A 24,668-nucleotide genomic window follows, 5' to 3' on the forward strand; every position below is an offset into this window, starting at 1 on the left:
ATGAAGATGACACTATTGGCGAAGTTGATGCTGGCTACGGTTGCGACCATGGCGGCTGGTTCGGTGCAGGCGAAGACCCCCGCACCCATGCAGGATAAACCTGTCGATTGCGATAATTGCAAGGAATGGAACGCGCCCGTCAAGCCGTTCAATATCTATGGCAATAGCTGGTATGTGGGGACGGCCGGCCTGTCCGCCGTGCTGGTGACGAGTCCGCAGGGCCATATCCTGCTCGACGGCGCGCTGCCGCAGTCGGCGCCCCTGATCGTGGCGAACATCAAGGCGCTGGGCTTTCGCATCGAGGATGTGAAATACATCCTCAATTCGCATGCCCATTGGGACCATGCAGGCGGCATTGCCGCGCTGCAGCGGGCCAGTGGCGCCACCGTGATGGCCAGCGCAGCGGCCGCCCCGGTGCTGCAAAGCGGCACCAATGGCAAGGATGATCCGCAATACCAGGCCAATCCCGTCGTGCATGTGGCCAAGGTGCGCAAGGTCAGCCTGGTGGGCGAGGGCGATACCGTCAAGGTGGGCCCAGTGACCTTGACGGCCCACATGACGCCGGGCCACACGCCGGGCGGCACGACGTGGACGTGGACCTCGTGCGAAGGCGACCGCTGCCTGGACGTCGTGTATGCGGACAGCCTGAACCCGTATGCGAGCGGCGATTTCCGCTATACAGGCAAAGGCGCGGGCAAGGGTGGCACGCCTGACATTTCGGCCTCGTTCGAAGCGAGCATCGCCAAGGTGGCCGCCTTGCCATGCGACATCATCATCCCGGTCCATCCGGGCACGACGGACGTGCTGGGCAAGGCCGCCAAGCGCAGCGGCACGGACAATCCCCTGATCGACGCGAATGCTTGCCGCGCCTATGCGGCCGAAGCGGGCGGCTTGCTGGCCAAGCGCCTGGCGAAGGAACGGGGCGTCGCGTTACCAGCCGAAGCCAAGGACGCCGCGCACGCACACTAAGCAGTCTTACCCTGCCGCCTGCCGCTGTTTTTGCAGGCGTTTCAGGAACACCGTCATTTCCTTCACGGCTTGCAGGTCGCCTTGCTGCTGGGCCACAGTCACGCCCGTGGTCCAGGCCGCCTGCGCTTCGTCCAGCCGGCCAAGCTGGTGCAAGGCCTTGCCCAGCAGCTTCCAGGCGGCGGAATAGCCGGGCTGCTGCACGGTGGCTTGCGCCAGGTGCAGGGCCGCTTGCTCGGCGTCATTGTCTTTCAGGCAGGCGTCGCCCAGGCCAAAGCGCAGCAGGGCGTTGTCGCGCCCCTGCGCCAGCAGTTTTTCCAGATTTTCACGCATTCCCGGCCTCATCAATATGCAAGTTTATTCTTGCATATTAACGCTTCGGCGCGCGGGGAACAAGCCGGCGTTCAATCCTCCACATCCACCACCAGCTTGCCGCGCGCGCTGCCATCGATCTGCGCCGCATGCGCATCGCGCGCCGTGCGCAAGGTGAAGCGGCGCGGGTCGAGCCGCCCCCGCAGCTTGCCCGCCTCGATCAGCTTGTTGGCTTCGCGCAGGATGGCGCCATGGCGCGCGTGGCCCTGGCCGCTCAACAGGGGCAGCAGGGTGAACACGCCGGAGTAGGTGGCCGCGCGCGCCGTCAGCGGGCTCAGCGCGAACGTGCCCCAGCCGAGGCAGCTGACGACGTGGCCGCCGTAGATGCGTGCCGCCTGGAAGCTGGCCTCCAGGGTGGCGCCGCCCACGGTGTCGTAGACGATGTCGAAGCCGGCGCCGCCCGTGTGTTCGGCCACGTAGTCGTCCACCGTGCTGGTGCGGTAATCGATGAAGCGCGCACCCAGCGCCTCGATGGCAGCGCGGCTGGCGGCGCTGCCCGTGGCATACACCGTGGCGCCTAAGGCGACGGCGAGCTGCACGGCCATGTGGCCGACGCCGCCCGCGCCGCCATGCACGAGCACGCTGTCGCCCGCCTGCACGTGGGCGCGGTCCACCAGCCCTTCCCAGGCCGTGATGAAGACGAGGGGCAGGGCGGCCGCTTCGCGCATGCTCAGCGCTGGCGGCACGGGCGCCAGCAGCGCTGCGTCGAAGACGCCGTACTCGGCCAGCGAGCCCTGGATGCCGCCGATGCCGCCCGCCATGCCATAGACTGTTGCGCCAACGTGAAAAGTCGTCACGCCATCGCCGATGGCCGCCACCGTGCCGGCCACGTCGATGCCGAGGATGGCGGGCAGCCGCGGCCGGGCGTGCGGGGCGGCGCCAGCGGCGATTTTCGTGTCGAGCGGGTTGACGCCGCTGGCGCCGATGCGCACGAGGACTTGCCCGGGGCCGGGCTGCGGCACGGGCAGGTGTTCGATGCTCATGGGGGCGGCAAAGCTGGTGAGGACGAGGGCTTGCATGGGATTCTCCTGTGGTTGATGCCCCAGTCTAGGCGGGGACGGTCCAAAGAAAAACGGGGCGCGGCGCGATGCACTATTTCAGTATCGTGGATAATCGCCTGCATAACAGAAGGGGAATGAATATGGACAGGCTGGAAGCAATGCACGTGTTTTGCGCCGTGGTCGAGGCGGGCGGCTTCAGCAGGGCGGCGCAGCGCCTGGGCATTTCCACCTCGTCCGTGACGAACCAGGTGGCGGCGCTGGAAAGGCATTTCGGCGTACGGCTCTTGCAGCGCACCACGCGCAGCATGTCGCTGACGGCCGAAGGCCAGCAGTGCCATGCGCAGGCGCGCCAGGTGCTGGCCGATATGGCCGCGCTGGAGTCCAGCCTGCTGCAGGCGGCCGAGCGGCCATCGGGCAGCTTGCGCGTGGATATGCCCAGCAGCATCAGCCGCAACCTGGTGGCGCCCGCCTTGCCCCGCTTTATCGCCGCCTATCCCGACATTGCCTTGCGCCTGACCGTCAGCGACCGCCTGGTCGACATGGTGGAAGAGGGGATCGACGTGATGCTGCGCATCGGCGAACCGCAGGATTCGTCGCTGGTGGCGCGCAGCCTGTTGAAAATGGATTACCTGTGCTGCGCCTCGCCCGCCTTTGTCGCCCGGCATGGCATGCCGCGCACGCCGCAGGAACTGGACCGGTTTGCCTGCCTGCATTTCCTGTATCCGAAATCGCGCCAGGTGCGGCCCTGGCTGTTCCTGGCCGAGGCGGGCGATGCGGCATATGCGCACACGCCGCCAGCGGCCTTGTCCTTCGATCATATCGAATCGATGCTTGCCGCCGCCCAGGCTGGCTGCGGCATCGTCCAGGCGCTGTCCGTCTCCGTGTTGCAGCCCTTGCGCGAGGGGACCCTGGTGCCCGTGCTGCAACCGTATCGCACGCGTGGACCGGATCTGTGGGCGCTGTTTCACCCGCGCCAGCTGCGTGCTGCCAAGGTGCAAGTGTTTGTGGAGTTCCTGGCGCAGATTTTCCAGGAGGGCTTTAATGAGAATTGATTATCAATTATAATGCAAGCATATTGCATTGAATTGCCCATCGTCAGGAATCCCATGTCCGTGTTCTTACGCCGCCCCGTGGCGCTTTTGCTGGCTGCCGCCAGTCCCCTGGCGCTCGCCTTCGATCCCGCTGCCGACCAGCCCGACGCGCAGGACGTCGTCACCGTCAAGGCCGAGCGCCAGCATTACCGCAGCCTGTCGGCCACGGGCGCCACCAAGACGGATGCCTTGCTGATGGACTTGCCGCAAAGCGTGCGCGTGCTGACCGGCGACCTGTTGCGCGACGCGGGCGTGACGACCCTGGCCGGCGCGCTGGACCTGGCCAGCGGCATTGCGAAGCAAAGTCCGCTGGGCGGTTTGTGGGACAGCTACGCCATGCGCGGCTTCACGGGCGACCCTAATTTCGGTTCCGACTACATGGTCAACGGTTTCAGTAGCAGCCGCGGCTACAACGGCATGCGCGACGGCGGCAATACGCAGGCCGTGGAAGTGCTGAAAGGCCCCGCGTCGGCCCTGTACGGCCGGGGCGAGCCGGGCGGCACGGTGAACATCACGACGAAAAAGCCGAAATTCGCGCCCGAGTACAGCGCCGATGTGTCGCTGGGCAGCTTCCAGACGCGCCGCACCGCCGCCGACTTGACGGGACCCTTGAGCGCCACCATCGCCTACCGCCTGAATGCGGCGCATGAAGAGGGGCACAGCTTCCGCGATACCTTGAAAGTCGAGCGCAGCCTGTTTGCTCCCTCGTTTCTCTGGCTGCTGGGCGAGCACACGACCGTGTCGTATGAAGTCGAAGCGGTGCGCCAGCGCGCCCCGTTCGACCGGGGCGTGGTCGCCGTCAATGGCCAGCTGGGTCTTGTCCCCGTCTCGCGCTTCCTGGGCGAACCGGGCGATGGCCCCATGACGGTCAAGTCGCTGGGGCAGCAGCTGTTCATCCACCACGCGCTGTCTGAAGACTGGACGGTGCAGGCGGGCGCTTCTTACCGCGACAGCGAATTGACCGGTTACTCGACCGAAGCGAACAAGCTGCTGGCCGATGGCCGCACCCTGAACCGCCAGCGACGGCACCGCGATTTTTCCGCCACCGACGCGTCGGCCCGTGTCGAGGTGCTGGGCAAGTTCAGGACGGGGGCGCTGGCGCACGAGGTGCTGGCCGGTGTCGACGCCTATCATTTCGACGACCACCGGGTGCAGCTGCGGCGCAATCCCTCGGCCGCGAATGCGTATGCCATCGACATTTTCAATCCCGCGTATGGCGGCAGGGCCGATCCGCTGGCCCTGTCCATCGACACGCAGGAAGGGCAAAGGGCGCGCGGCCTGTATGCGCAGGATCAACTGGATCTGGGCGCGCAATGGAAGGCGCTGGTCGGCGTGCGCCACGATAGCTACACGCAGGACGTGAGGAACAATCGCCTGAACGTGAGCAACCGCCAGTCGCTGTCGGCCACGAGCCCCCGCGCGGGCCTCGTCTACCAGCCGTCGACAATGTGGTCGTTGTATGCAAGCGCGGCCAAGGGCTTCCGCCCCAACAGCGGCATCAGCATCGCCAACCAGGCTTTCCCGGCAGAGCGCAGCCGCTCGTATGAACTGGGCGCCAAGCTGGAAACGGGCAAGCTGACGGGCACCGTGGCCGTGTACGACATCCGCAAGAGCAATGTGCTGACGACGAATCCCGCCAACACGGATTTCGCCATCGCGGCGGGCGAGGTGGGCAGCCGGGGGCTGGAACTGGACGTGTCTGGTGAAGTGGCGCGCGGCTTGCGCGTCTCGGGCGCCTATGCCTACACCAACGCCACCGTCACGCGCGGCGACAATACGATTGTGACGGGCAGCCGCTTCGCCAACGTGCCGCGCCACAGCGCCAACCTGCTGGCCACCCAGCAATTTGCGCTGGCCACGGGCACGGCCAGCGTGGGCGGCGGCGTGCAATATGTGGGCGAGCGCCTGGGCGACGTGGCCGTCAGCAGCAGTTTTACCCTGCCGGCCTACACGACGGCCAGATTGCTGGCGTCGTATTCGCCCAACGCACAATTGCGCCTGGCCCTGAAACGTGGAAAAAAACCTGTTCAACCGCAGCTACTATGCGAGTTCGTATAGCCAGCTGTGGGTGGCGCCGGGGGCGGAGCGCACGATGACCTTGCATGCCCATTACCGTTTTTAAGCAATCACTATGACATCGACTTCTTCTGCCACCCTGCGCACCCGCATCGCCGTCATCGACGTGCTGCGCGGCCTCGTCATGCTGATCATGCTGTTCGACCATGTGCGTGAAACCGTCTTTTTACACCACCAGGTCGGCGACCCGATGGATGCGGCCAGTGTCGATCCGGCCTTGTTCTTCACGCGGCTGGCCGCCCACGTGTGCGCGCCCATGTTCGTTTTCCTGACGGGCTTGTCCGCCTGGCTGTATGCGCATCCGGCCGCCGGGCCACGCAGCGCCACGGGCTTCTTGTTCAAGCGGGGCTTGCTGCTGGTGGTGCTGGAATTGGTGTTCGTCAATTTCGCCTGGAGCGGGGCGTTTCCGCCAGCCGTGCTGTATCTGCAGGTGATCTGGGTCATCGGCCTGGCCATGATGGCGCTGGCCGTGCTGCACCAGTTGCCGTTGAAAGTGCTGGCGCTGTTGGGCGTGGCGATCATCGCGGGCCAGCATTTGCTCACGGGCTTGCGCGCGGAAGAGGGCAGCTTTGCCCATGACGCGCTGACGGTATTGCTGCAACGGGGGTATCTGGTGGCGGACGGCGCCATGAAGATCAAGGTCAGTTATCCGTTGCTGCCGTGGATAGGCGTGATCGTGCTCGGCTATGCGGCCGGGCCCCTGTATGCGCGCGGCCGTTCGATAGAGGGGCGGCGGCGCCTGCTGCTGGCGCTGGGCGCAGGCAGCTTGCTGTTGCTGGCCGTGCTGCGCGGTTGCAATATCTATGGTGAAACCCTGCCGTGGGTGGCGGGCGACACGGTCTTGCGCACGGCCATGAGCGTGCTGAACTTCACGAAATATCCGCCATCGCTGGACTTTTTGCTGTTCACCCTGGGCCTGGGTATGCTGGGCCTGGCCTGGCTGGAAAGCGTCGATAACTGGTTTACGCGGGCTTGCGCCACCTTTGGCGGCGCGCCCATGTTTTACTATCTGCTGCATTTATACCTGCTGCTGGCCATCGGTCTCGCCTTGACAGCCGTGCTGGGCGCCAACCACGGTGCCCGGTATGGCGTCGAGCATATCTGGCAAGTGTGGCTGATCGCGCTGGCCCTGATGCCCGTGCTGTACTTTCCCTGCCGCGCGTTCGCCAGCTACAAGCGCACCTCGCAACGGGCGTGGGTGCGCTATTTCTGAAGCATGCCTACTTGCAGTACAGCCTATCGATGCTGTGGCTGGACGCCAGGTAATGCCGCGTCTGCCAACCGATGGCCACCCTGTAGGCGCACGGCGGATCGAGCGCCACGTTGACGGGGAAGCCGCCATTGTTGCCTGATAAATGCGGCCCGCCCGCGGCGCCGCGGAACAGGTAATTGCTCGGTGGTGGCGGCGGCGTGAAGCTGGCGGCCGGCAGCGGTGGCGGCGGATGCTGGATGCCGTTGTTGTTGGAAATCGTGATATTGAAAAAGCGCAGATGCGGATGGTCGATCGTGTACAGGATATGCACGAGGCCGCCCGCGATGGGGTTGCAGGCATTGCTGCGCAGCTCTTCCAGGTCCAGCGCCACGATGACGGGCGAGTTGTCGAAGACGATGGAATCGAGCCCGTCCGTGGCCACCAGCGCCAGGCTGATGCCGTCGCGCACCTCGAAGCCCAGGCGGTAGCGGCGTATCGGTTCGCTCTCGGCCGCCGTCAGGCTGCGGCCCGCGTCGAGGATGGGCAAGCCGCCCGGCAGCTTGGCCGGATGCAGGCTGGTGATGGCCGGCGTATTCACGGTCAGCAAGTCAAACGTGCGCAGGAAGATGCTGGGCGCCACGTTGACGACGGCCGTCGTGCCGTCGCGCATGTCCACGGTGACAGGCTTGCCGTCCACCCGTATCCAGCCGCCAGGCTGCAAATCGCCCGCGTCGATGATGACGGGCGCCGAATCGCCGAGACCCAGTCCATTCGTATAAAACACATAGCCGACGTGCGTGCCGAGGATTTGCGTGAGCGGCGCCAGGCTGGCGGGTGCCACCGTGGGGATGGCTGCCGGGTCGTCGCTGCCGCCGGGCCAGGACCATTCGCCGATCAGGAAACGGTATTCCAGCGGGTTGGCGGGAATGGCGCTGTTGCGCAGCGGGCAATTGCCCTTCAAGGTGACACCGCCGGCGAACACATACGAGGCGCCGGCGCCGCCCGCATAGCCTTGCGCGGAAAAGCCGGCCAGCGAGGGAAACGGGTGGATGTCGAAGATTTCCACCTGCTGCCAGTGGGGCACGCCTTCCACGTCGGGCGGCAAGACGTCTTTCGAACACAGTTCCACGCAGAAGCAGTGGCCCACGTTTTCGCGCCCCGGCTGGCGGCCGTTGGCTTGTGTTTCCGACAGGATCGTCACGCTGCCCAGTTGCGCCGTGAAATACACGTCTGGCCCGCTGGCGAATTCCACGTTGATGAATGGGGAGAAAGGCGTGAGCGTGAAGTCCGACGTCAGGTAATCGATGCGGAAGCGCCCGCTGACGTCCGTCACCGCCACTCCCAGCGCATCATCCTGTAGCCAGTCCGCGTCGAACGCGCGCACGGTGGCGCCGGCGATCGGCGCGTGGGGAGCGTCGCAGGTGCGCAGCCGGCCGCAGATGGTCCAGGCGCCGAAGCGGGCGCGCACCAGGCACCAGAAGCGTTGCGGCAGGCAATAATCCCAGACGGCGAGGAAATCGTTCTCTACCTGGCGCCAGCGGGGCTGGATGGTGGTGATGGAAAACTGCAGCGGCACGGGGTCTTTCGGCCCAGGTTTCAAATGCGGCACGGTGGGGCACAGGATATCGACTTCGACGGCCTCGCCCCGATAATCGTCTTCCAGGGTAAAACTGTAGTTGCCATCGTCATCCGTGCGCGCCTCGGCCAGCAGGAAGGGCGCTTTCGCCTGCACTTCCTCGTCCGTGAGGATGGCGAAGGTTTCCTTGGCGCTGGCCACGGCCAGGGCCGTGACGTTTTGCGACTCGCGCGGCCGGTACAGGCGCACGAGGACGTGGGATAAAGCTTCAGGACACTCGGCACAGATCAAGCCGCACAGCTTGCCCCGCAGGATATAGGCCATGATGGCTCCCTTGCTGATGTGGACGGCGCACCGCTCGGAATGGCGGCGCTGTTACCAAGCTAGCAAATGGGCGGCCGACAGGATTGATCTGGCTTAAACCTGCTTTCTATTTAATCAGCGTCAATACTTCGCGGAAACGCGGATGTTTGCAATCGCGCAACCATTCGAAGGCCAGCATTTCCACCGTCACCAGATGGGCGCCCAGCTTGCCCAGGCGGGCCAGCGCCGCGTCGCGGCTGGCGGCCTGGCGCGAGCCGACGGCGTCGATGGCGATGATGACCTCGTACCCCAGTTCCAGCAAGCCGATGGCCGTCTGCAGCATGCACACATGGGCTTCGCAACCCGTGACGACGATTTGTCTGCGTCCAGGCGGCAGGATATTCTGCAAACCGTCGGCACAGGCGCCGAAATGCGTCTTGTGCAAGGTCCGTTCGCACAGGGCGGCGATCTCTTCCACGTTCGGCCCCAGCCCCTGGCGGTTCTGTTCCGTGCCCAGCACGGGCACGTCGAGCAGTCGGGCGATCTTTGCCAGGCGCAGGTTTTGCGCCAGCACCAAGCCGGCATCGTGGATGGCCGGCATCAAGCGACCTTGCAGGTCGACAATGACCAGTACGGCCTGGTTCGCATCCATCAGCATGGCGTTCTCCTCATTAGTAATTAGTATGTGGCGACAGTGTAGCGCGCCGCAGTTTGCTTAAGTTGGCCAGCTGGGCACGGCTGTTTCGCCCATCAGGTAGCCATGATTCAAATCGACGGCGGCACGCAAGTAGTTCCACAGGGCGCTGACCCTGGCAATATTGCGCCGCTCACTGGGCGAAATCATCCAGAAGGCGCGCAGCAGGTCGATCTCGCCATCAAGCACGGGCACCAGCTCATTCGACTGCTGGGCCACGAAGCAGGGCAGGATGGCCAGCGCCTGGCCCGCGCGCGCCGCGTGGTACTGGGCGATCACGCTGGTGCTGCGAAACGCGCGCAGGGAGTCGGGCGCCACGTTGTCCATGTAGCGCAGCTCCGAACTGAAGACCAGGTCGTCCACGTAGCCGATGATGGGGTGCTGCGCCAGTTGGGCCACGCTGGTGATCGGCGCGTGGCGCGCCAGGTAGGCGGGCGTGGCATACAGTTTCAGGCGGTAGTCGGACAGTTTCGTGACCACGTAGGGGCCGGACTGGGGGCGTTCGACGGAAATGGCCACGTCCGCCTCGCGTTTGGACAGGCTGACAAAGCGGGGCACGGCGATCAGGTCCACGCTGATGTGCGGGTATCGCCCGCAGAACTGCGCCAGGTGGGGCGCCAGCACGATGGCGCCGAAGCCCTCGGTAGCGCCCAGGCGCACCTGGCCCGACAGCAGGCGGTTGTGCTCGCCCAATTCCTCGGTGGCGGCGAACACCGTGCTTTCCATGGTTTCCGCGTATTCCATCAGGCGGTGGCCTTCGGGCGTCAGCTGGTAGCCCACGTAGTTGCGGTCGAACAGCTGCGTGCCCACCTGCTCCTCGAACTTGCGCATGCGCCGCGACACGGTGGAATGGTCGATGCCCAGCTTTTTCGCCGCATCGACGAGGCCGGCGCTGCGCGTCAGTTCCAGGAAGACCCGTACATTGTCCCAATCGAGCATGGCAAACCCTCTCTGTGTATTTTTGCAAAGGAATTATGCATTAATTTCACTTGAGTGCATATTTTTACACATGCAGAATGCATCTAAACATATAAGAAAACCCATTCACCTGGAGACATGCATGAAAAAAACCGTTCTGGCCATGGGCGCGCTGGCGCTCACCCTTTCCTTTGGCGGCGCGCACGCGCAAATTTCCGATGGCGTCGTCAAGGTCGGCATCCTGACCGACATGTCCGGGCCGTATTCGGCCATGGGCGGGCGCGGCTCCGTCGTCGCCAGCCAGATGGCCGTCGAGGATTGCCTGAAGGCCGAATGCAAGGGCATGAAGATCGAAATCCTTTCGGCCGACCATTTGAACAAGGCCGACATCGCTGCCTCCAAGGCGCGCGAATGGATAGACCGCGACAAGGTCGACGCCATCGCCGACCTGACCAATTCCTCGGTCGCCCTGTCCGTGCAAAAGCTGATGAAAGAGAAGGGCGGCATCGCCATGTTCAGCGGCCCGGCCACGGGTCGCCTGACCAATGAAGACTGCTCGCCGAACGGCTTCCACTGGATGTTCGACACGTATTCGCAGGCAGCCGGCACGGCGGCGGCGCTGACCAAGCTGGGGCAAAAGTCGTGGTACTTCGTCACCGTCGATTACGCGTTCGGCCATTCGCTGGAAAAGGATGCCAGCGAGGTCGTCAAGCGCAACGGCGGCACGGTGCTGGGCGCCGTGCGCCATCCCCTCAACGCGTCCGATTTCTCGTCCTTCCTGGTGCAGGCGCAAGGCTCGAAAGCACAGGTGATCGGCCTGGCCAATGGCGGCGCCGACACGGTATCGGCCATCAAGCAGGCGCGCGAATTCCGCATCGGCAGCGGCAAGGGCCAGCGCCTGGCCGCCTTGCTGGTGTTCCTCTCGGATGTGCACGCGCTGGGACTGGATACGGCCCAGGGCCTCGTCTACGCGGACGGTTTTTACTGGGATTACGATGACCGCAGCCGCGCGTTTGCGAAACGCTTCGAGGCGCTCAACAAGGGCGCCAAGCCGACCATGGTGCAGGCGGGCGTGTATTCCAGCGTCTACCACTACCTGAAGTCGGTGGCGGCCGCGAAGAGCGACGACTCGAAAATCGTCGCCGAAAAAATGCGCCAGCTGCCCATCAAGGATTCCGTGATGAACAACGCCTCGATCCGCCCCGATGGCCGCGTGATCCACGACATGTACCTGGTGCAGGTGAAGACCCCGGCCGAATCGAAAGGCGCGTGGGATTACCTGAAAGTGCTGTCCACCATCCCCGCCGACCAGGCGTTCAAGCCGATGGATGCTGCGGCGTGCAACCTCGTTAAAAAATAACCACGGAGTCTCGAACCATGAACCAAGCCCTCACCCAAGTCCCTGCCATCCCCCTGCACATCGGCGGCAAGCACCATGCGTCCAGCAGCAGCGAATGGCGCGACGTCGTCAACCCGGCCACGCAGGAAATCGTCGCCAAGGTGCCGTTTTCCACGCCGGACGAAGTCAACCTGGCCGTCGCCACGGCCAAGGAAGCGTTCAAGACCTGGCGCAATACCCCGCTGGCCGCGCGCATGCGCATCATGCTCAAGTACCAGCATCTGATCCGCGAAAACATCGGGGCCCTGGCCGAACTGATCACGCGCGAACACGGCAAGACCCTGCCCGACGCGGAAGGGGAAGTCATGCGCGGCCTGGAAGTGGTGGAGCACGCGTGTTCGATCGCCACCCTGCAACTGGGCGAAATCGCGGAAAACGCGGCCACCGGCGTCGATGTCTACAATATCTACCAGCCGCTGGGCGTGGGCGCCGGCATCACGGCGTTCAATTTCCCCGTCATGCTGCCGTGCTTCATGTTCCCGATCGCTATCGCCTGCGGCAATACGTTTGTGCTGAAACCGTCGGAACAGGATCCGTCTTCGACCATGTACCTGGTCGAACTGATGTACCAGGCGGGCTTGCCGGCCGGCGTCCTGAACGTCGTGCATGGCGGCGCCGACGTCGTCAACATGCTGTGCGACCATCCCGACATCAAGGCCGTCTCCTTCATCGGCTCCACCCACGTGGGCACGCATGTGTACCGCCGCGCCAGCGAATCGGGCAAGCGCGCGCAATCGATGATGGGCGCGAAAAACCATTGCGTGGTGCTGGCCGACGCCAACAAGGAGCAGGCGATCAATAACCTGATCGGCGCGGCCTTCGGTGCGGCCGGCCAGCGCTGCATGGCCAATTCCGTCGTGGTGCTGGTGGGCGAGGCGCGCTCCTGGCTGCCGGAAATCGTCGCCCGTTCGCAGGCGCTGAAAGTGGGGCCGGGCAGCGACCGCGATGCCGACCTGGGTCCGATGGTTTCCAAGGCGGCCATGCAGCGCGCGGAAAAGCTGATCCAGGCGGGCGTGGACGAAGGCGCGCAGCTGCTGCTCGACGGCCGCGGCCACAAGGTGGCCGGCTACGAGGGCGGCAATTTCATGGGCCCGACGATTTTCTCCAAGGTCCAGGCGTCGAACTCCGTCTACACGCAGGAAATCTTTGGCCCCGCCATGTGCGTGGTCGAGACGGACACGCTGGACCAGGCCATCGCCTTCATCAACGCCAACCCGAACGGCAACGGCACCTCGATCTTCACCTCATCCGGCTGGGCGGGGCGCAAATTCCAGAACGAGATCGATGTGGGGCAGGTGGGCATCAACGTGGCCATTCCCGTACCCGTCGCGTATTTCAGTTTTACGGGGTCGCGCGCGTCGAAGCTGGGAGACCTGGGCCCGAACGGCAAACAGGCCCTGTACTTCTGGACGCAGACCAAGACCGTCACGGCGCGCTGGTTCGCCCCGGACGATGGCGGCAGCGGCGTCAATACCACCATCTCGATGAAATAAGGGGAAGGCCATGGGCACCAATATCGTTTTCATCGGCCTGGGCAACATGGGCTTGCCCATGGCGCAGAACCTCGTGCGGGCCGGCCATGCGGTGACGGGTTTCGACTTGCTGCCAGCCAGCGTGCGTCAGTTTGCCGACGGCGGCGGCCTCGTGTCCGATGACCAGGCGGCGGCGATCGGCCAGGCCGACATCGTCATCACCATGCTGCCGGCCAGCCGCCACGTGCTGGGCGCCTACCTTGGGGACGCGGGTATTTTGGCGCAGGCGCGGCCCGGCACCTTGCTGATCGACTGTTCGACGATTTCCACCGAGGCGGCGCGCCAGGTGGGCCGCGCGGCGCAGGAGAAGGGCATGCCCATGCTGGACGCGCCCGTCTCGGGCGGCACGGCGGGCGCCACCAACGGCACGCTGACTTTCATGGTGGGCGGCGAAGAATCCGCGCTGGCGGCGGCACGGCCCTACCTGGACGTCATGGGCAAGGCCATCTTCCACGCGGGCGGCTCCGGTTGCGGCCAGACGGTCAAGATCTGCAACAACATGCTGCTGGGGATACTCATGATCGGCACCAGCGAAGCCATACGCCTGGGCGTGGCCAATGGCCTCGATCCCAAGGTGGTATCCGACGTGATGGCGAAAAGCTCGGGCCGCAACTGGACCCTGGACGTGTACAACCCATGTCCGGGCGTGGCCGAAAACGTGCCCGCGTCGCGCGGCTACACGGGCGGCTTTGGCGTCGACCTGATGCTGAAAGACCTGGGGCTGGCCGTGGAAAGCGCCGAGGCGGCGGGCGCCAGCGTGCCGCTGGGCGCGCTGGCGCGCAAGCTGTACGACATGCATAGCAAGGCTGGATCGGGCGGGCTCGATTTCTCCAGCATCTACCGGTTGCAGGATACGCCGGCATAAGGCAGCTATTGTGGCGATGGCGCTCCTGCGGGAGCGCTTTTTTTTTGATGCTCGTCATCCAAACGTGCATGCTGTCAGGAGGATAAGAATATACAATCAGCAACTTGATTGGATGCAAGTTTGATGCGAAATGAATGCTGCGGATCTGGACGCTGATTGCGAAAAAACAGCCCATGCCCGGCAAGGGCCTTGATGAACAGGAAAGACGAATCACCCGATGTTTAAAAAAATACTGGAATTGGCGCAGGGCGTAGTGGGCCTGGATGAGCACGCGCAATTGAAAAAGGGCTTGCGCGGCCTGGCGCAGATATCGCCTGCGCTGTGGGAGGGCGCCTGCGAGTTCGTTTGCGAAGGGCGCCAGGAAGGCGTGCTGCTCGATGTGCAGGCGGCGGCGCCGCATGGCGGCACCTTGCTGGGCAAGCCAGGGCGCCTGTATTCGCATTTTTATACCCATAACATGCCTAACAAGGATGCAGCACTGGCCAATGAAAGCCTGCGTCACCGGCACCAGTTCTATGCCCAGTCCGATGCGGCGACGCTGGACGTGGCGCTGCTGGTCCGCTTGGGCAAGCTGCTGCAGGCGGCCGACGGGGGCGACTCGCTGGAGCGCACCGGCGCCGCGGTGCCGCAGTGGATCGACTACCTGGTCAGCGATGCGCTGTTCGCCAGTTTTTCCGAGACCCGAGCGCAAGCGACCACGGTCAACCGGCGCGGCTGGGACGTGCTGCTGCTGGCGCGCCTGCTGGCCGCCGATGGCGAGGTGGAAGAGGGCGCGCTGCAACTGGTGTTCGAGCGGCGCGAATTGAACGAATACGTGCGCGACAACTGCCTGCAGCGCCTGCTGGCGCCCGGCGCGCTCGACGCTTACATGATCGCGCATGCGGCGCTGGTGGAGCACCTGCCGGCAGTGCTGTCGGCCAGCGGCAAGGCGCAGCTGGCCAGGCGCCTGGGCGCCGCGCCCGCGCTGGCCGACACTTTTGCCGCCGTCCTGGTGCGCCTGGCCGTCGATGGCGGCAAGAGCGTGCGCACCGAAGCGGCTCCCCATCTGGCAGCCATTCCCGAGGAGCGCAGAGCCACCTTGCTGCAGCAATGCCTGTTGACGGGCAAGACGGAAGAGCGTGTGCAGGCGGCCGAGCTGCTGGGCCGCAGTCTGGGGCCGCAGCAGGGGGCGCTGCTGGAACAGGCTCTGGCGCAGGAGACGAGCAAGCCGGTGCAGGCGGCCATCCGCAACGCCTTGTCGTGGCTGGACGCGGCCAGCGAGGCCGGCGCGGCGGACTTGCCGCTGCCGCCGCTGCCGCCCGCGCCACCGGTGGCGCGCCTGGGCGACGCCGCGCTGCAACTGCTGCAGGCCAATCATGCGGCGCTGCTGGAAAAGTACCGCGCCGAAGCACGGCAGGAGCGCGAAGACAACCAGCACGCCGAGCACAAGTACGAATGGAAGCAGGAGCGCCTGAAGCGCTATGAGACGATCAAGCCGGCCTGGCTGGAAGCGGCCATACGCGTGTTCAATGGCGAGGCAGCGAAGAGCGACGCGCAGTCCCTGCAAAACAACCTGGTGCGCGAACCGATCGAACTGCAGGGCAAGTTGGCCGCCTTGCCGGACTTTGGCGTGGCGCACATGGCGCGCTGGCTGCTGGCCACGCGGCGCAATATTTTCCATTTTTCTTGGCACGATGAATTTTTCCAGCAATGGCTGGCGTGCCAGGACCTGTCGACTTTCGACTTGCGCCTGCTGGCGCGCGTCATGCGCGAAGCCGGCGACGAGCAGGACAGCGTTGCCATGGCCTGCATGGCCAGCAATTGGTGGGGCGCCAAGCCGCAGCAGGTGCTGGCGGCGGACATGGTATGGCCGCTGTTCGCGGAACGGCCCGAACTGATCGACCAGGGTCTGGGCTTGCGTGCCGCCGAAAGGCGCCGGGGCGTGGCGCCCGAGCTGGGTCCCACCCTGGAAATATTGGCCACCTTCCCGGTGCTGCCGGTGCAATGGCTGCCGCGCGTGATGGAGATCGCGCTGGGCGAGGGCAAGCAGCACCGCGCCAGCGCGCAGCAGGTGCTGTCCAGCTTGCCCGATATCGGCAAGCGCGTGGCCGAGGCGCTGGGATCGGGCAAGCAGGACATGCGCATCGGCGCGGCGCGCTGGCTGACCGACCTCGACTACCGCGCCGCCATCCCGGCGCTGTACCAGGCGCTGGACAAGGAGACGCGCGAAACCGTGATCGCCGCGCTGCTGACGGCGCTGGAAAAACTGGGCGAGGACCTGAGCCCGCGCCTGTCGCCCGAGATTCTGCTGGCCGCGGCGCGCAAGGGTTTGAAGGGCAAGGCGCCCGTCGGCCTGGCCTGGTTCGTCTTCGAGGCGCTGCCCGCCTGCCGCTGGCAGGACGGTACGCCGGTCGATGCCGACATCATCCGCTGGTGGGTGGTACTGGCCTGTAAATTGAAGGAGCCGGGCGGCAATGCCCTGCTGCTGCGCTATCTGGGCCTGCTTGACGAGGCAGGCCGCGCCGCCTTGGGCGAGACGGTGCTGCGCCTGTTTATCAACGAGGATTTGCGCGGCCCGAGCCTGGAAGTGGCGACCGCCGAAGCGCAGGCGCGCGCGCCGCAGGCCTATCAGAGTTACCAGGACCACGCCAGGCGCTATCCCCAGCATTATGCCGCCGAGGGCAAGATGACCCTGGAGCAGGTATTCGACCAGATCCGCCGCAACAAGATGGCCGAGTACCTGGGCAGCGCCATCGGCGAGAAGGGCATCCTGGCGCTGGCCGCCCACACGCCAGGCCATGTGGCAATCAGCCTGCTGCAAGCGTATATGCGCGACCATTACCCGCGCCGCGCGCAGATCGAAGCGATGCTCGACGGCCTGGCCGACGGCTACGACCCGGCCGTGATCCAGTTATTGCTGGGGATCGCGCGGCGCTACCGCACCGCTTCGGTGCAGGAAAAGGCGCGCCTGCTGGTCGAGCGCATCGCGCAGGGCAAGGGCTGGAGCCACGACCAGCTGGGCGACCGCACCATCCCGACGGGCGGCTTTGACGACAGCGGACGGCTGGACCTGTCGTATGGCGGGCGGGTCTTCCATGTGACCCTGGATGGCGCCATGAAACCGCGCCTGCACAACCCTGACGGCAAGGAGATCAAGGCCTTGCCCGAGCCGCGCCAGGACGAATCGCCCGAACTGGCCAAGGAAGCCAAACAGCAGCTAGCCATCTGCAAGAAAGAACTCAAGCAAGTCATCGCCATGCAGACGGCGCGCCTGTACGAAGCCATGTGCGCGGGACGTGTCTGGCCGGCGCAGGAGTGGCGCGATTACCTGCTTGGCCACCCGATCGCGGGCCGCCTGGTGCAGGCGCTGGTGTGGATACGGGAAGATGACGCAGGCAGTACGCTGCTGCGCCCCAGCGACGATGGCAGCCTGCTGGACGCGGACGACGAGGAAGTCGCCCTGAACGAAGGCAGCCGGCTGCGCCTGGCGCACGCGTCGCTGCTGGATGCGCCGCAGATCGCCGCCTGGCAGCGCCATTTCAAGGATTACAAGGTCAAGCCCCTGTTCGAGCAGCTGGCGCACCAGTTGCCCGATGCCTCGCTGATGGCGGGCCGGCACATCGCGGACCGCGAAGGCTGGGTGGGCGACACCTTCGGCCTGCGCGGCGCGTTCGGCAAGCACGGCTATCAGCGCGGCCAGGCCGAGGATGGCGGCGTCTTCACCGAATATCACAAGGATTTCATCAGCGCCGGGCTGCGCGCCGTGATCGAATTTTCCGGCAGTAGCCTGCCCGAGGAACTGATGGCCGCGGCCCTGAAAACGCTGCAGTTCTATCCCTTGCCGCGCTCCTGGCGCGACGAGGCGGTGCCGCTGGCCGACGTGCCGTCCGTGCTGCTGGCCGAAACCTATGCCGATTATCTGGCGGTGTCGAAGGCGTGCGGCGGCTATGATGCGCAATGGGAAAGTAAAATGCCGTGGTAAGCAAAGAGAGCACAATGATGACGGAACAACATAACGATAGCCAGGTGGTGCGCCGCAGCGCCGAACAGCGCTATGCCGGCGAGCTGGAACGCCTGAAAGCGGCCGATACCGAGCCGCGCCCGGAGGGCTGGCAGCTGTCGCCGCGCGCGGTGCGCCGCTTCATCCTGGGCGACGCGGCGCTGCAAGTGAGCCGCAAATTCTATGGCGACGATCCGCTGGTCGACCGCGCCATCGTCACCCTGATGGGCCATCAGGGGCTGATGCTGGTGGGCGAACCGGGGACGGCCAAGTCGCTGCTGTCCGAATTGCTGGCGGCGGCCATCAGCGGCGACTCCGCGCTGGCGATCCAGGGCACGGCGGGCACCACCGAAGACCATATCAAGTATTCGTGGAACTACGCCTTGCTGCTGGCCGAGGGGCCGAGCCGGCGCGCACTGGTGCCGTCGCCCTTGTTCCAGGCCATGGAAGCGGGCAAGCTGGTGCGCTTCGAGGAAATCACGCGCTGCGCGCCCGAGATGCAGGATGTGCTCATTTCACTGATGTCGGAAAAGCAGCTGATGATTCCGGAACTGGGCGGCGACGCGCGCGTGCACGCGCGGCGCGGCTTCAATATCATCGCCAGCGCCAACTTGCGCGACCGCGGCGTGCATGAAATGTCGTCGGCGCTGAAACGCCGCTTCAACTTCGAAACCGTCAAGCCGATCCGCGACCATGGTTTCGAAGTCGAGCTGGTGATGCAGCAGCTGCAGCGCGAACTGGACGCCATCGGCGCCGCCGTCGTTGTCGGGCGTGACGTGGTCGAACTGCTGGTGACCACGTTCCAGGAACTGCGCGCCGGACAGACCCGCGAAGGCACGGCCATCAAGGCGCCGGAGGCGGTGATGTCGAGCGCCGAGGCGGTCAACCTGGTTTATGCGGCCTCGCTCGAGGCGCTGCATTTCGGCGACGGTACCTTGCGCCCGCGTGAACTGGCCAACCAGTTGCAAGGCGTGGTACTGAAGGACAACGCCGATGACCTCAAGCGCGTGCGCCATTATTTCGACACGGTGGTGCGCGAACGCGGCCGCCGCGACGATCTGTGGAAAAGCTTCGGCGACGCGGCGCGCAAGCTATGGCTGTAGCACCGTCGGACTTGCCGGCCGGCATGGCTGCCGCGCGCGCCAGGCTGTTCGAGCATGGCTTGTACTTCGCGCCGGTGCGCCACCATAGCCCGGCGTGCGCCCATGCATTGCAAGCCATGCTGCGCGAATTGCGCCCGGCCGCCGTGCTGATCGAGGGGCCGGAGGGCTTCACGGACATGCTGCCCCTGTTGCTGGACGAACGCACGCGCCCGCCCGTGGCCCTGTTGTGCCAGACGCCGGCGGCAGGCGAAGAGGGGGCGCGCACGGTATCGGCGTTTTTTCCGTTTTGCGATTACAGCCCTGAATGGGTGGCGCTGCGCGAGGGGGCGGCCGCGCAGGCGCAGCTGGCCTTCATCGACCTGCCGTGGCAGGCGCGCGCGGGCAGGGCAGATGCGCAGGACGATGCCGAGGCGCGCAGCCTGATGGCCGAGCGCTACCTGGCACACAGCACCTATCTGAATACCCTGGCCGCACGCGCCGGCTGCCGCGACCAGGACGAATTGTGGGATCACCTGTTCGAAGCGCGTTCGCGCGCCGCGCTGGCGGACTGGCGCAGCATGTTTGGCGACGTGTTTTCCTACTGCGCCATGGCCCGTCTCGATTACGAGCCGGCGGTGCTGGAAGCGGAGGGCAGCCTGCCGCGCGAACGCCACATGGCGGCGCATATCGCCCGCTGGCGCAAGCAGGTGGACGGGCCCGTGGTGGTGGTCACCGGCGGCTTTCATACCAGCGCGTTGATCGAACTGGTCGCCGCCGCTCCCGCCCACGCCGTGCCGGCCGCCGCCAGCCCCAGCTGGCTGATACGCTACAGCTTCGAGCGGCTCGATGCACTGAATGGCTATGGCGCGGGCATGCCGGCGCCCGCCTATTACCAGGCCGTCTGGGACGCCCTGCAATCGCCGGCGGACGGCGATCATCAGCTTGCCGTCGCCGTGGACCAGTTGACCATGCTGGCAAGGCACAGCCGTGCGCGCGGCTTGCAGGAGCGTATTTCCACGGCGGAAGTACAGGCGGCCGTGCTGCAAGCGGCCAGGCTCGCCGTGTTGCGCGGCCATGCGGGGCCAGGCCGCCAGGATGTGCTTGACGCGATGGCTTCCTGTTTTGTCAAGGGGGCCATCGACGACGGCATGCAGGGCATGTTCGACGATGTGCGGCGCCAGATGACGGGCAGCCGGCTGGGCGACGTGCCGCCGTCGGCCGGTTCGCCGCCGCTGGTGGTGGATGCGCGCCTGGCTGCGCATCGTCACGGCTTGCGGCTGGACGACGGCGACACGCGGCTGGCGCGGCTGGACCTGTACCGCAAGGACCGCCACCGCCGGCGCAGCCGGTTCTTTCATCTGATGCAGTATCTCGATACGGGCCTGGCGCGCTGGCAGGGCGGCCCGGATTTCATGGCCGGCAGCCGGCTGGAACTGCTGTTCGAGGAATGGACGTATGCGTGGACGCCGCTGGTCGAAGCGCGCCTGATCGAGCTGTCCGCCGATGGCGCCACCCTGGCCGAGGTGGCGCTGGCGCGGCTGCTGCGCGAAGAGCAGGCGCTGGGCGCCGCGGGCCAGGCCCGTTCGGCCGGCAGCGCCGCCGCCCTGCTGGTGCGCGCCTGCGTGGTGGGATTGCATGAACGTCTGCCCGGCCTGCTGGCGCTGTTGTCGCGCCATCTCGATGACGATGCCGATTTCTCCTCCGTCGTCGCCTGCGGCCATGCGCTGGTGACCCTGTGGCGCGCGCGCGAGCCGCTGGGTGTGCGCGAGCATCCTGGCGTGCTGGCGCTGATGCGGCGCGTCTGGCCGGCCGCGCTGTTCCTGCTGTCCGGTCTGGCCGATACGGGGATGGAAGGGGAAAGCGCGCAAGTGGGGCAGTTGCTGGCATTGCGCGAATTTGGCCGCGCCGCGCGCAGCGCCTTGCCTGCGCCCGAGGCGAACCTGGCCTTCGAGGCCGGCGACCTGCACCAGCGCCTGCACGCCCTGACGGCGACGCGCCACTGCGCGCCCGGCATTTGCGGCGCCGCCGCCGCGCTGCTGTTCCTCGATGGCGCCTGGGGCGAACAGGATTTATCGCGTTTGCTGGAACAGCGCTTCGGCGCCGGCGCCACGCCGCAGGATGCCGTGCGCTTCCTGTCGGGCCTGATGGCCGCCGCGCCCGAATTGCTGCTGACGCAGCCGGGGTTGCGGCGCAGCTTCAACACCCTGGTCGGTAGCTGGGACGAGGCCAGTTTCATCCATTATCTGCCCGATTTGCGCCTGGCCTTCACGGGCTTGAAGCCGCAGGAGACGAGCGACCTGGCCGAGGCGCTGGCGGTGCTGAACGGCGCCGCGCCAGACGCCTTGCAGGCTGAATTTCATTGCGACGTCAGCGAAGACGAGATGCTTGCCGGCGGCCGCCTGAACGCGGCGCTGGCCGCCTGCCTGGAGCGCGACGCGCTGTCCGGCTGGCTGGATATTTCTACGGAGAAGCCGCATGGCTGAGAATCTGGACAATCAGGCGTTGCTGCGCCGCTGGCGCCTGATACTGGGGCGCTACGCGCAGCCGCTGCAGGGCGCGGCCTGGTCTGATAATGATGGCCGGCTCGATGCCAGCCTCGATTACCTGTATGGCCGCGAGTATGAGCGCAAGGGCATGCTGCGCGCCGGCGGCGGTGGTTCGCTGGACCCCAGCCAGCTGCGCGCCATCGACTGGCTGGCGCAGGCGCGCAAGCTGTTTCCGCAGGATGTCTACGAGCGCGTGCAGGGCCACGCGATCGAGCGCTATGAACTGAGCGGCTTGCTGCGCGATCCGGCGGTGCTGGCCAGCCTGGAGCCGAACCAAGCGCTGGCGCGCGCCCTGATCGGCATGCGCGGGCGGCTCGGCGCGGACATGCACGACGCGGTGCGCGCGGTGATACGGCGCGTGGTCGAGGAAATCACCGAGCGCCTGCGCAAGGATTTCGTCAACGCGGTGGTGGGGCGGCGCAACCGCTTTCGCCGCACGCAGATGAAGAGCACGCAGAATTTCGACTGGCGCGCGACCATTGCCGCCAACCTGAAACACTACGATATGGCCAGCCGCCGACTGCTCATTGCGCATCCCATCTTCAATGCGCGCGTCAAGCGCAGCCTGCCGTGGGACGTCATCCTGTGCGTCGACCAGAGCGCTTCGATGATGGATTCGGTGATCTATGCGGCGGTGGTGGCCGGCATCCTGTCCGGCCTGCCGGCGGTCAACGTGCGGCTGGTGGTGTTCGACACCAGCGTGGTGGACCTGACGCACCTTGCCGCCGACCCGGTCGAGGTGCTGCTGACGGTGCAGCTGGGCGGCGGCACGAATATCGGCCGCGCGGTGCAGTACTGCGAGCAGCTGGTGAGCAATCCGCAGCGCACGGTACTGGCCCTGATCAGCGATTTCGAGGAGGGCGCGCCGCCAGGGCCGTTGCTGGCGGCGCTCAGGCGCATGGCCGAATCGCGCGTCACCCTGCTGGGCCTGGCCGCGCTCGACGAGCGCGCGCAGCCTGCGTATGACCACGGCATGGCGCAACGCCTGGCGGATCAGGGCATGCACGTGGCGGCACTGACGCCGCAGCACTTTGCCGAATGGCTGGCTGGGGTGATGGGATGAGCTGGCACGCCGTGTACCGCAGCTTTGACGACGACAGCCTGGCGACGCTGGCCAACGCTGGCCTGCTGCGCCGCGCCCTGAAAGATGTCGAGGCGGGCAAGGTGGGCTGGCAGGCTGGCGCGGGAGGCACCCTGGTCGCCGACGGCCAGCATGTCTCGCTCGATGCGGGGGGGCCGCAGAAGGGCCGTTGCGATTGCCCGGCGCCCGGCATCTGCAAGCATATCCTGGCCGCCGCCGTGTGGCTGCGCGAACTGCCGCAAGACAGCGCGCAGGACGGGGTGCCAGCCAGCGTGCAGGACGAAGTGCTGGCGCTCGACAGCGCCGCCGTGTGCAAGCAGGCTGGCAAGCCGGCGGTGCGCCAGGCGCTGGCCTGGCTAGCTGAAGGCGACCAGGCGGACATCACCATCGTCAATGCGCGACTGCAGATCGAGTTGCCCCTGTTGAAACTGGGCTGCAGCTATCTGCTCGGCGCCGGGGTCGAGGCCATGGTGTCCGATACGCCGGCCGCCATCCGCAAGGCGCTGCACCTGTATGCGCTGGCCTGTGTCTGGCGCAAGCATGGCCGCGAGTTTGCCTGGCCGGCAGGCCTGGCGATGGCGCCTGCCGACGCAGCGCCAGGGATGAGTACGTCCGAACTGGTGTTCCTGGCCCAGGTGCGGCGTTTGCTCGGTGAACTGTACGACAATGGCTTGTCGCATGCCAGCGCGATTGCCGCTGGCCAGCTGCGCGCGCTGACCATGTCGGCGCGCACTGAAAGCCTGCCCCGCCTTGCCGCCATGCTGCGTGGCCTCGGCGGTACGCTGGACCTGCTCGTGCGGCGCGACTACCACGCCAGCGAACGTCAGGCATTTGACGAGATGGCGGCCATCTGCGCCTTGTGCGCGGCGCTCGAACACGCGTCTGGTGCGCTATTGCAGCGCTTGCGCGGGCAGGCGCGGCGCAGCTTTGATGCGGCCGGAGATGCGCCCCTGGACCTGCTGCCGCTGGGCGCGTATTGGTGGGAAACGCGCGGCGGCGCGCACGGTCTGACCTTGTCGTTCTGGCAGCATGCAGAGGAGGGCGAGGGGCGGATCGTGCAGGCCGTGCTGGCGCGGCCCGACGCCAGCGACCGCTCGTTTACTCGCGAATCGGCATGGGATGCGAGCAGCCTGTGGCCGGGGGCTGGCAGCGCCCGGCATATTTGCGAGGCGGGCTTGCAGTTGGCAGGCGCGTCCTGGGCCGAGGATGGGCGCCTGGCCATGGACAGCCAGGTGCGCGCCAGTGCGGCGCCACTGTGGGCGCTCGACGATGTGCGCTGGCAGCGCCTGGGTTTTGACGACTGGACGGCACTGGCTGTCTTCATGAGTGACAGCGTCGGTTTGGCGCCGGATCCCATCGATTGCGTGGTGCTGCGTCCGGCGGCCGTGGCGCGGCCGCAGCTTGACGAAGTAGGCCAGCGGCTCGATTGGCAGGTGTTCGATGCCTGCGGCGCCGTTCTGGACTTGCAGATACCGGCAGTGCCGGCCCTGCGTCCGCGCATCGCCCGGCTGCAGGCGGCCGTGGCGGATGGCGCCGATATCCGGGCCGTGCTGGCCAGCCGCGCGCGCGACGACTCAGGTGGCTGGCAACCGGTGGCGCTGCTCATTGCCAAGAATGGCAAGCTGCGCGTGGTATCGCTCGATTTCGAGATCGATGCGGGCAAGCTGCCGTCGGCGCTGGCGCGCTTTTTCAAGAGTCTTGGAGGCACCAGCCTGGCGCCGTCCATGCCGCAGCAAGCCTCGGCGGCATCGCGGGTGCTGGTCCAGGTGCTTGACCTTCTCGCACTGCAGGCGCGTAGCGGACGTCCACGACTGGAAGCCGAACTGGCCGGCGAACTGGCGCAGCATGGCGCCACCTTGCGTGCGCTGGGCCTGGACTTGCCGGCCGGCCTGCTGGCGGCCTACGTCAGCGTGCCGCGAGCGCCTGAAGCCTTGCGCCTGGCATATGTCTGCACGACGTGCATCGCGCTGGAGGCGGCAGGGTAGTCGCGGCTTT

General features: G+C 66.1%; 17 protein-coding genes. 12 read left to right on the plus strand and 5 right to left on the minus strand.

The features are described from left to right. The first annotated feature begins 6 nt into the window (after positions 1–6). A complete protein-coding gene (gene bla, locus JAB1_RS05895) occupies positions 7–969 on the plus strand; it encodes a subclass B3 metallo-beta-lactamase (RefSeq protein WP_071653332.1) in 963 nt (320 codons plus the stop codon). A 6-nt stretch (positions 970–975) separates the two neighbouring features. Here bla and JAB1_RS05900 read toward each other — a convergent pair whose 3' ends face one another. Together JAB1_RS05900 and JAB1_RS05905 are read right to left on the minus strand one after the other, a co-directional pair. Further along, positions 976–1,299: a tetratricopeptide repeat protein gene (locus JAB1_RS05900; protein ID WP_070279161.1), complete on the minus strand. Its 324-nt coding sequence runs from the start codon at positions 1,297–1,299 to the stop codon at positions 976–978. A gap of 71 nt (positions 1,300–1,370) precedes the next feature. Further along, positions 1,371–2,357, minus strand: coding sequence for a zinc-dependent alcohol dehydrogenase family protein (locus tag JAB1_RS05905; protein ID WP_070279162.1), 987 nt, complete (start codon positions 2,355–2,357; stop codon positions 1,371–1,373). A gap of 116 nt (positions 2,358–2,473) precedes the next feature. Here JAB1_RS05905 and JAB1_RS05910 point away from each other — a divergent pair, with 116 nt between their 5' ends. The 3 genes from JAB1_RS05910 (at position 2,474) to JAB1_RS05920 (ending at position 6,719) form a co-directional block, all read left to right on the plus strand. After that, a complete protein-coding gene (locus JAB1_RS05910; protein WP_254671986.1) occupies positions 2,474–3,391 on the plus strand; it encodes a LysR family transcriptional regulator in 918 nt (305 codons plus the stop codon). Between the two features lie 54 nt (positions 3,392–3,445). Next, on the plus strand, positions 3,446–5,488 hold the full coding sequence (locus JAB1_RS05915; protein WP_254671987.1) for a TonB-dependent siderophore receptor: 2,043 nt from the start codon (positions 3,446–3,448) through the stop codon (positions 5,486–5,488). A 73-nt stretch (positions 5,489–5,561) separates the two neighbouring features. Continuing rightward, positions 5,562–6,719: a heparan-alpha-glucosaminide N-acetyltransferase domain-containing protein gene (locus tag JAB1_RS05920; protein ID WP_070279164.1), complete on the plus strand. Its 1,158-nt coding sequence runs from the start codon at positions 5,562–5,564 to the stop codon at positions 6,717–6,719. Positions 6,720–6,726: 7 nt separating this feature from the next. Here JAB1_RS05920 and JAB1_RS05925 read toward each other — a convergent pair whose 3' ends face one another. The 3 genes from JAB1_RS05925 to JAB1_RS05935 form a co-directional block, all read right to left on the minus strand. Then, positions 6,727–8,598, minus strand: a complete 1,872-nt coding sequence (locus JAB1_RS05925; RefSeq protein ID WP_070279165.1) for a hypothetical protein — start codon at positions 8,596–8,598, stop codon at positions 6,727–6,729. 106 nt (positions 8,599–8,704) lie between these two features. Continuing rightward, positions 8,705–9,235 (minus strand): isochorismatase family protein, encoded by a 531-nt coding sequence (locus tag JAB1_RS05930; RefSeq protein ID WP_070279166.1) that lies wholly within the window; start codon positions 9,233–9,235, stop codon positions 8,705–8,707. Between the two features lie 57 nt (positions 9,236–9,292). Then, positions 9,293–10,210: a LysR family transcriptional regulator gene (locus JAB1_RS05935; RefSeq protein ID WP_034788899.1), complete on the minus strand. Its 918-nt coding sequence runs from the start codon at positions 10,208–10,210 to the stop codon at positions 9,293–9,295. A gap of 121 nt (positions 10,211–10,331) precedes the next feature. Between JAB1_RS05935 and JAB1_RS05940 the strand changes: the two genes are divergently transcribed. The 8 genes from JAB1_RS05940 to JAB1_RS05975 all read left to right on the plus strand — a co-directional run bounded on the left by JAB1_RS05940 (position 10,332) and on the right by JAB1_RS05975 (position 24,658). After that, positions 10,332–11,549 (plus strand): ABC transporter substrate-binding protein, encoded by a 1,218-nt coding sequence (locus JAB1_RS05940; protein ID WP_070279167.1) that lies wholly within the window; start codon positions 10,332–10,334, stop codon positions 11,547–11,549. Positions 11,550–11,566: 17 nt separating this feature from the next. Beyond that, a complete protein-coding gene (locus JAB1_RS05945) occupies positions 11,567–13,081 on the plus strand; it encodes a CoA-acylating methylmalonate-semialdehyde dehydrogenase (RefSeq protein ID WP_034788904.1) in 1,515 nt (504 codons plus the stop codon). 10 nt (positions 13,082–13,091) lie between these two features. Beyond that, positions 13,092–13,985, plus strand: coding sequence for a 3-hydroxyisobutyrate dehydrogenase (mmsB, locus tag JAB1_RS05950; RefSeq protein ID WP_070279168.1), 894 nt, complete (start codon positions 13,092–13,094; stop codon positions 13,983–13,985). A gap of 217 nt (positions 13,986–14,202) precedes the next feature. After that, positions 14,203–17,946: a DUF4132 domain-containing protein gene (locus JAB1_RS05955; RefSeq protein ID WP_070279169.1), complete on the plus strand. Its 3,744-nt coding sequence runs from the start codon at positions 14,203–14,205 to the stop codon at positions 17,944–17,946. A gap of 14 nt (positions 17,947–17,960) precedes the next feature. Then, positions 17,961–19,067, plus strand: coding sequence for an AAA family ATPase (locus JAB1_RS05960; protein ID WP_070279170.1), 1,107 nt, complete (start codon positions 17,961–17,963; stop codon positions 19,065–19,067). Next, entirely contained in the window at positions 19,058–21,529 is a 2,472-nt protein-coding gene (locus JAB1_RS05965) for a DUF5682 family protein (RefSeq protein ID WP_070279171.1), read from the plus strand. Before JAB1_RS05960 ends, JAB1_RS05965 begins: the two co-directional genes overlap by 10 nt. Then, positions 21,522–22,655, plus strand: coding sequence for a VWA domain-containing protein (locus tag JAB1_RS05970; RefSeq protein WP_070279172.1), 1,134 nt, complete (start codon positions 21,522–21,524; stop codon positions 22,653–22,655). The genes JAB1_RS05965 and JAB1_RS05970 overlap by 8 nt, the downstream gene beginning before the upstream one ends. Continuing rightward, positions 22,652–24,658 (plus strand): hypothetical protein, encoded by a 2,007-nt coding sequence (locus tag JAB1_RS05975; RefSeq protein ID WP_070279173.1) that lies wholly within the window; start codon positions 22,652–22,654, stop codon positions 24,656–24,658. The genes JAB1_RS05970 and JAB1_RS05975 overlap by 4 nt, the downstream gene beginning before the upstream one ends. Positions 24,659–24,668: the final 10 nt, after the last annotated feature.

It is taken from the genome of Janthinobacterium sp. MP5059B (assembly GCF_001758645.1).
Classification (GTDB): domain Bacteria; phylum Pseudomonadota; class Gammaproteobacteria; order Burkholderiales; family Burkholderiaceae_D; genus Janthinobacterium; species Janthinobacterium lividum.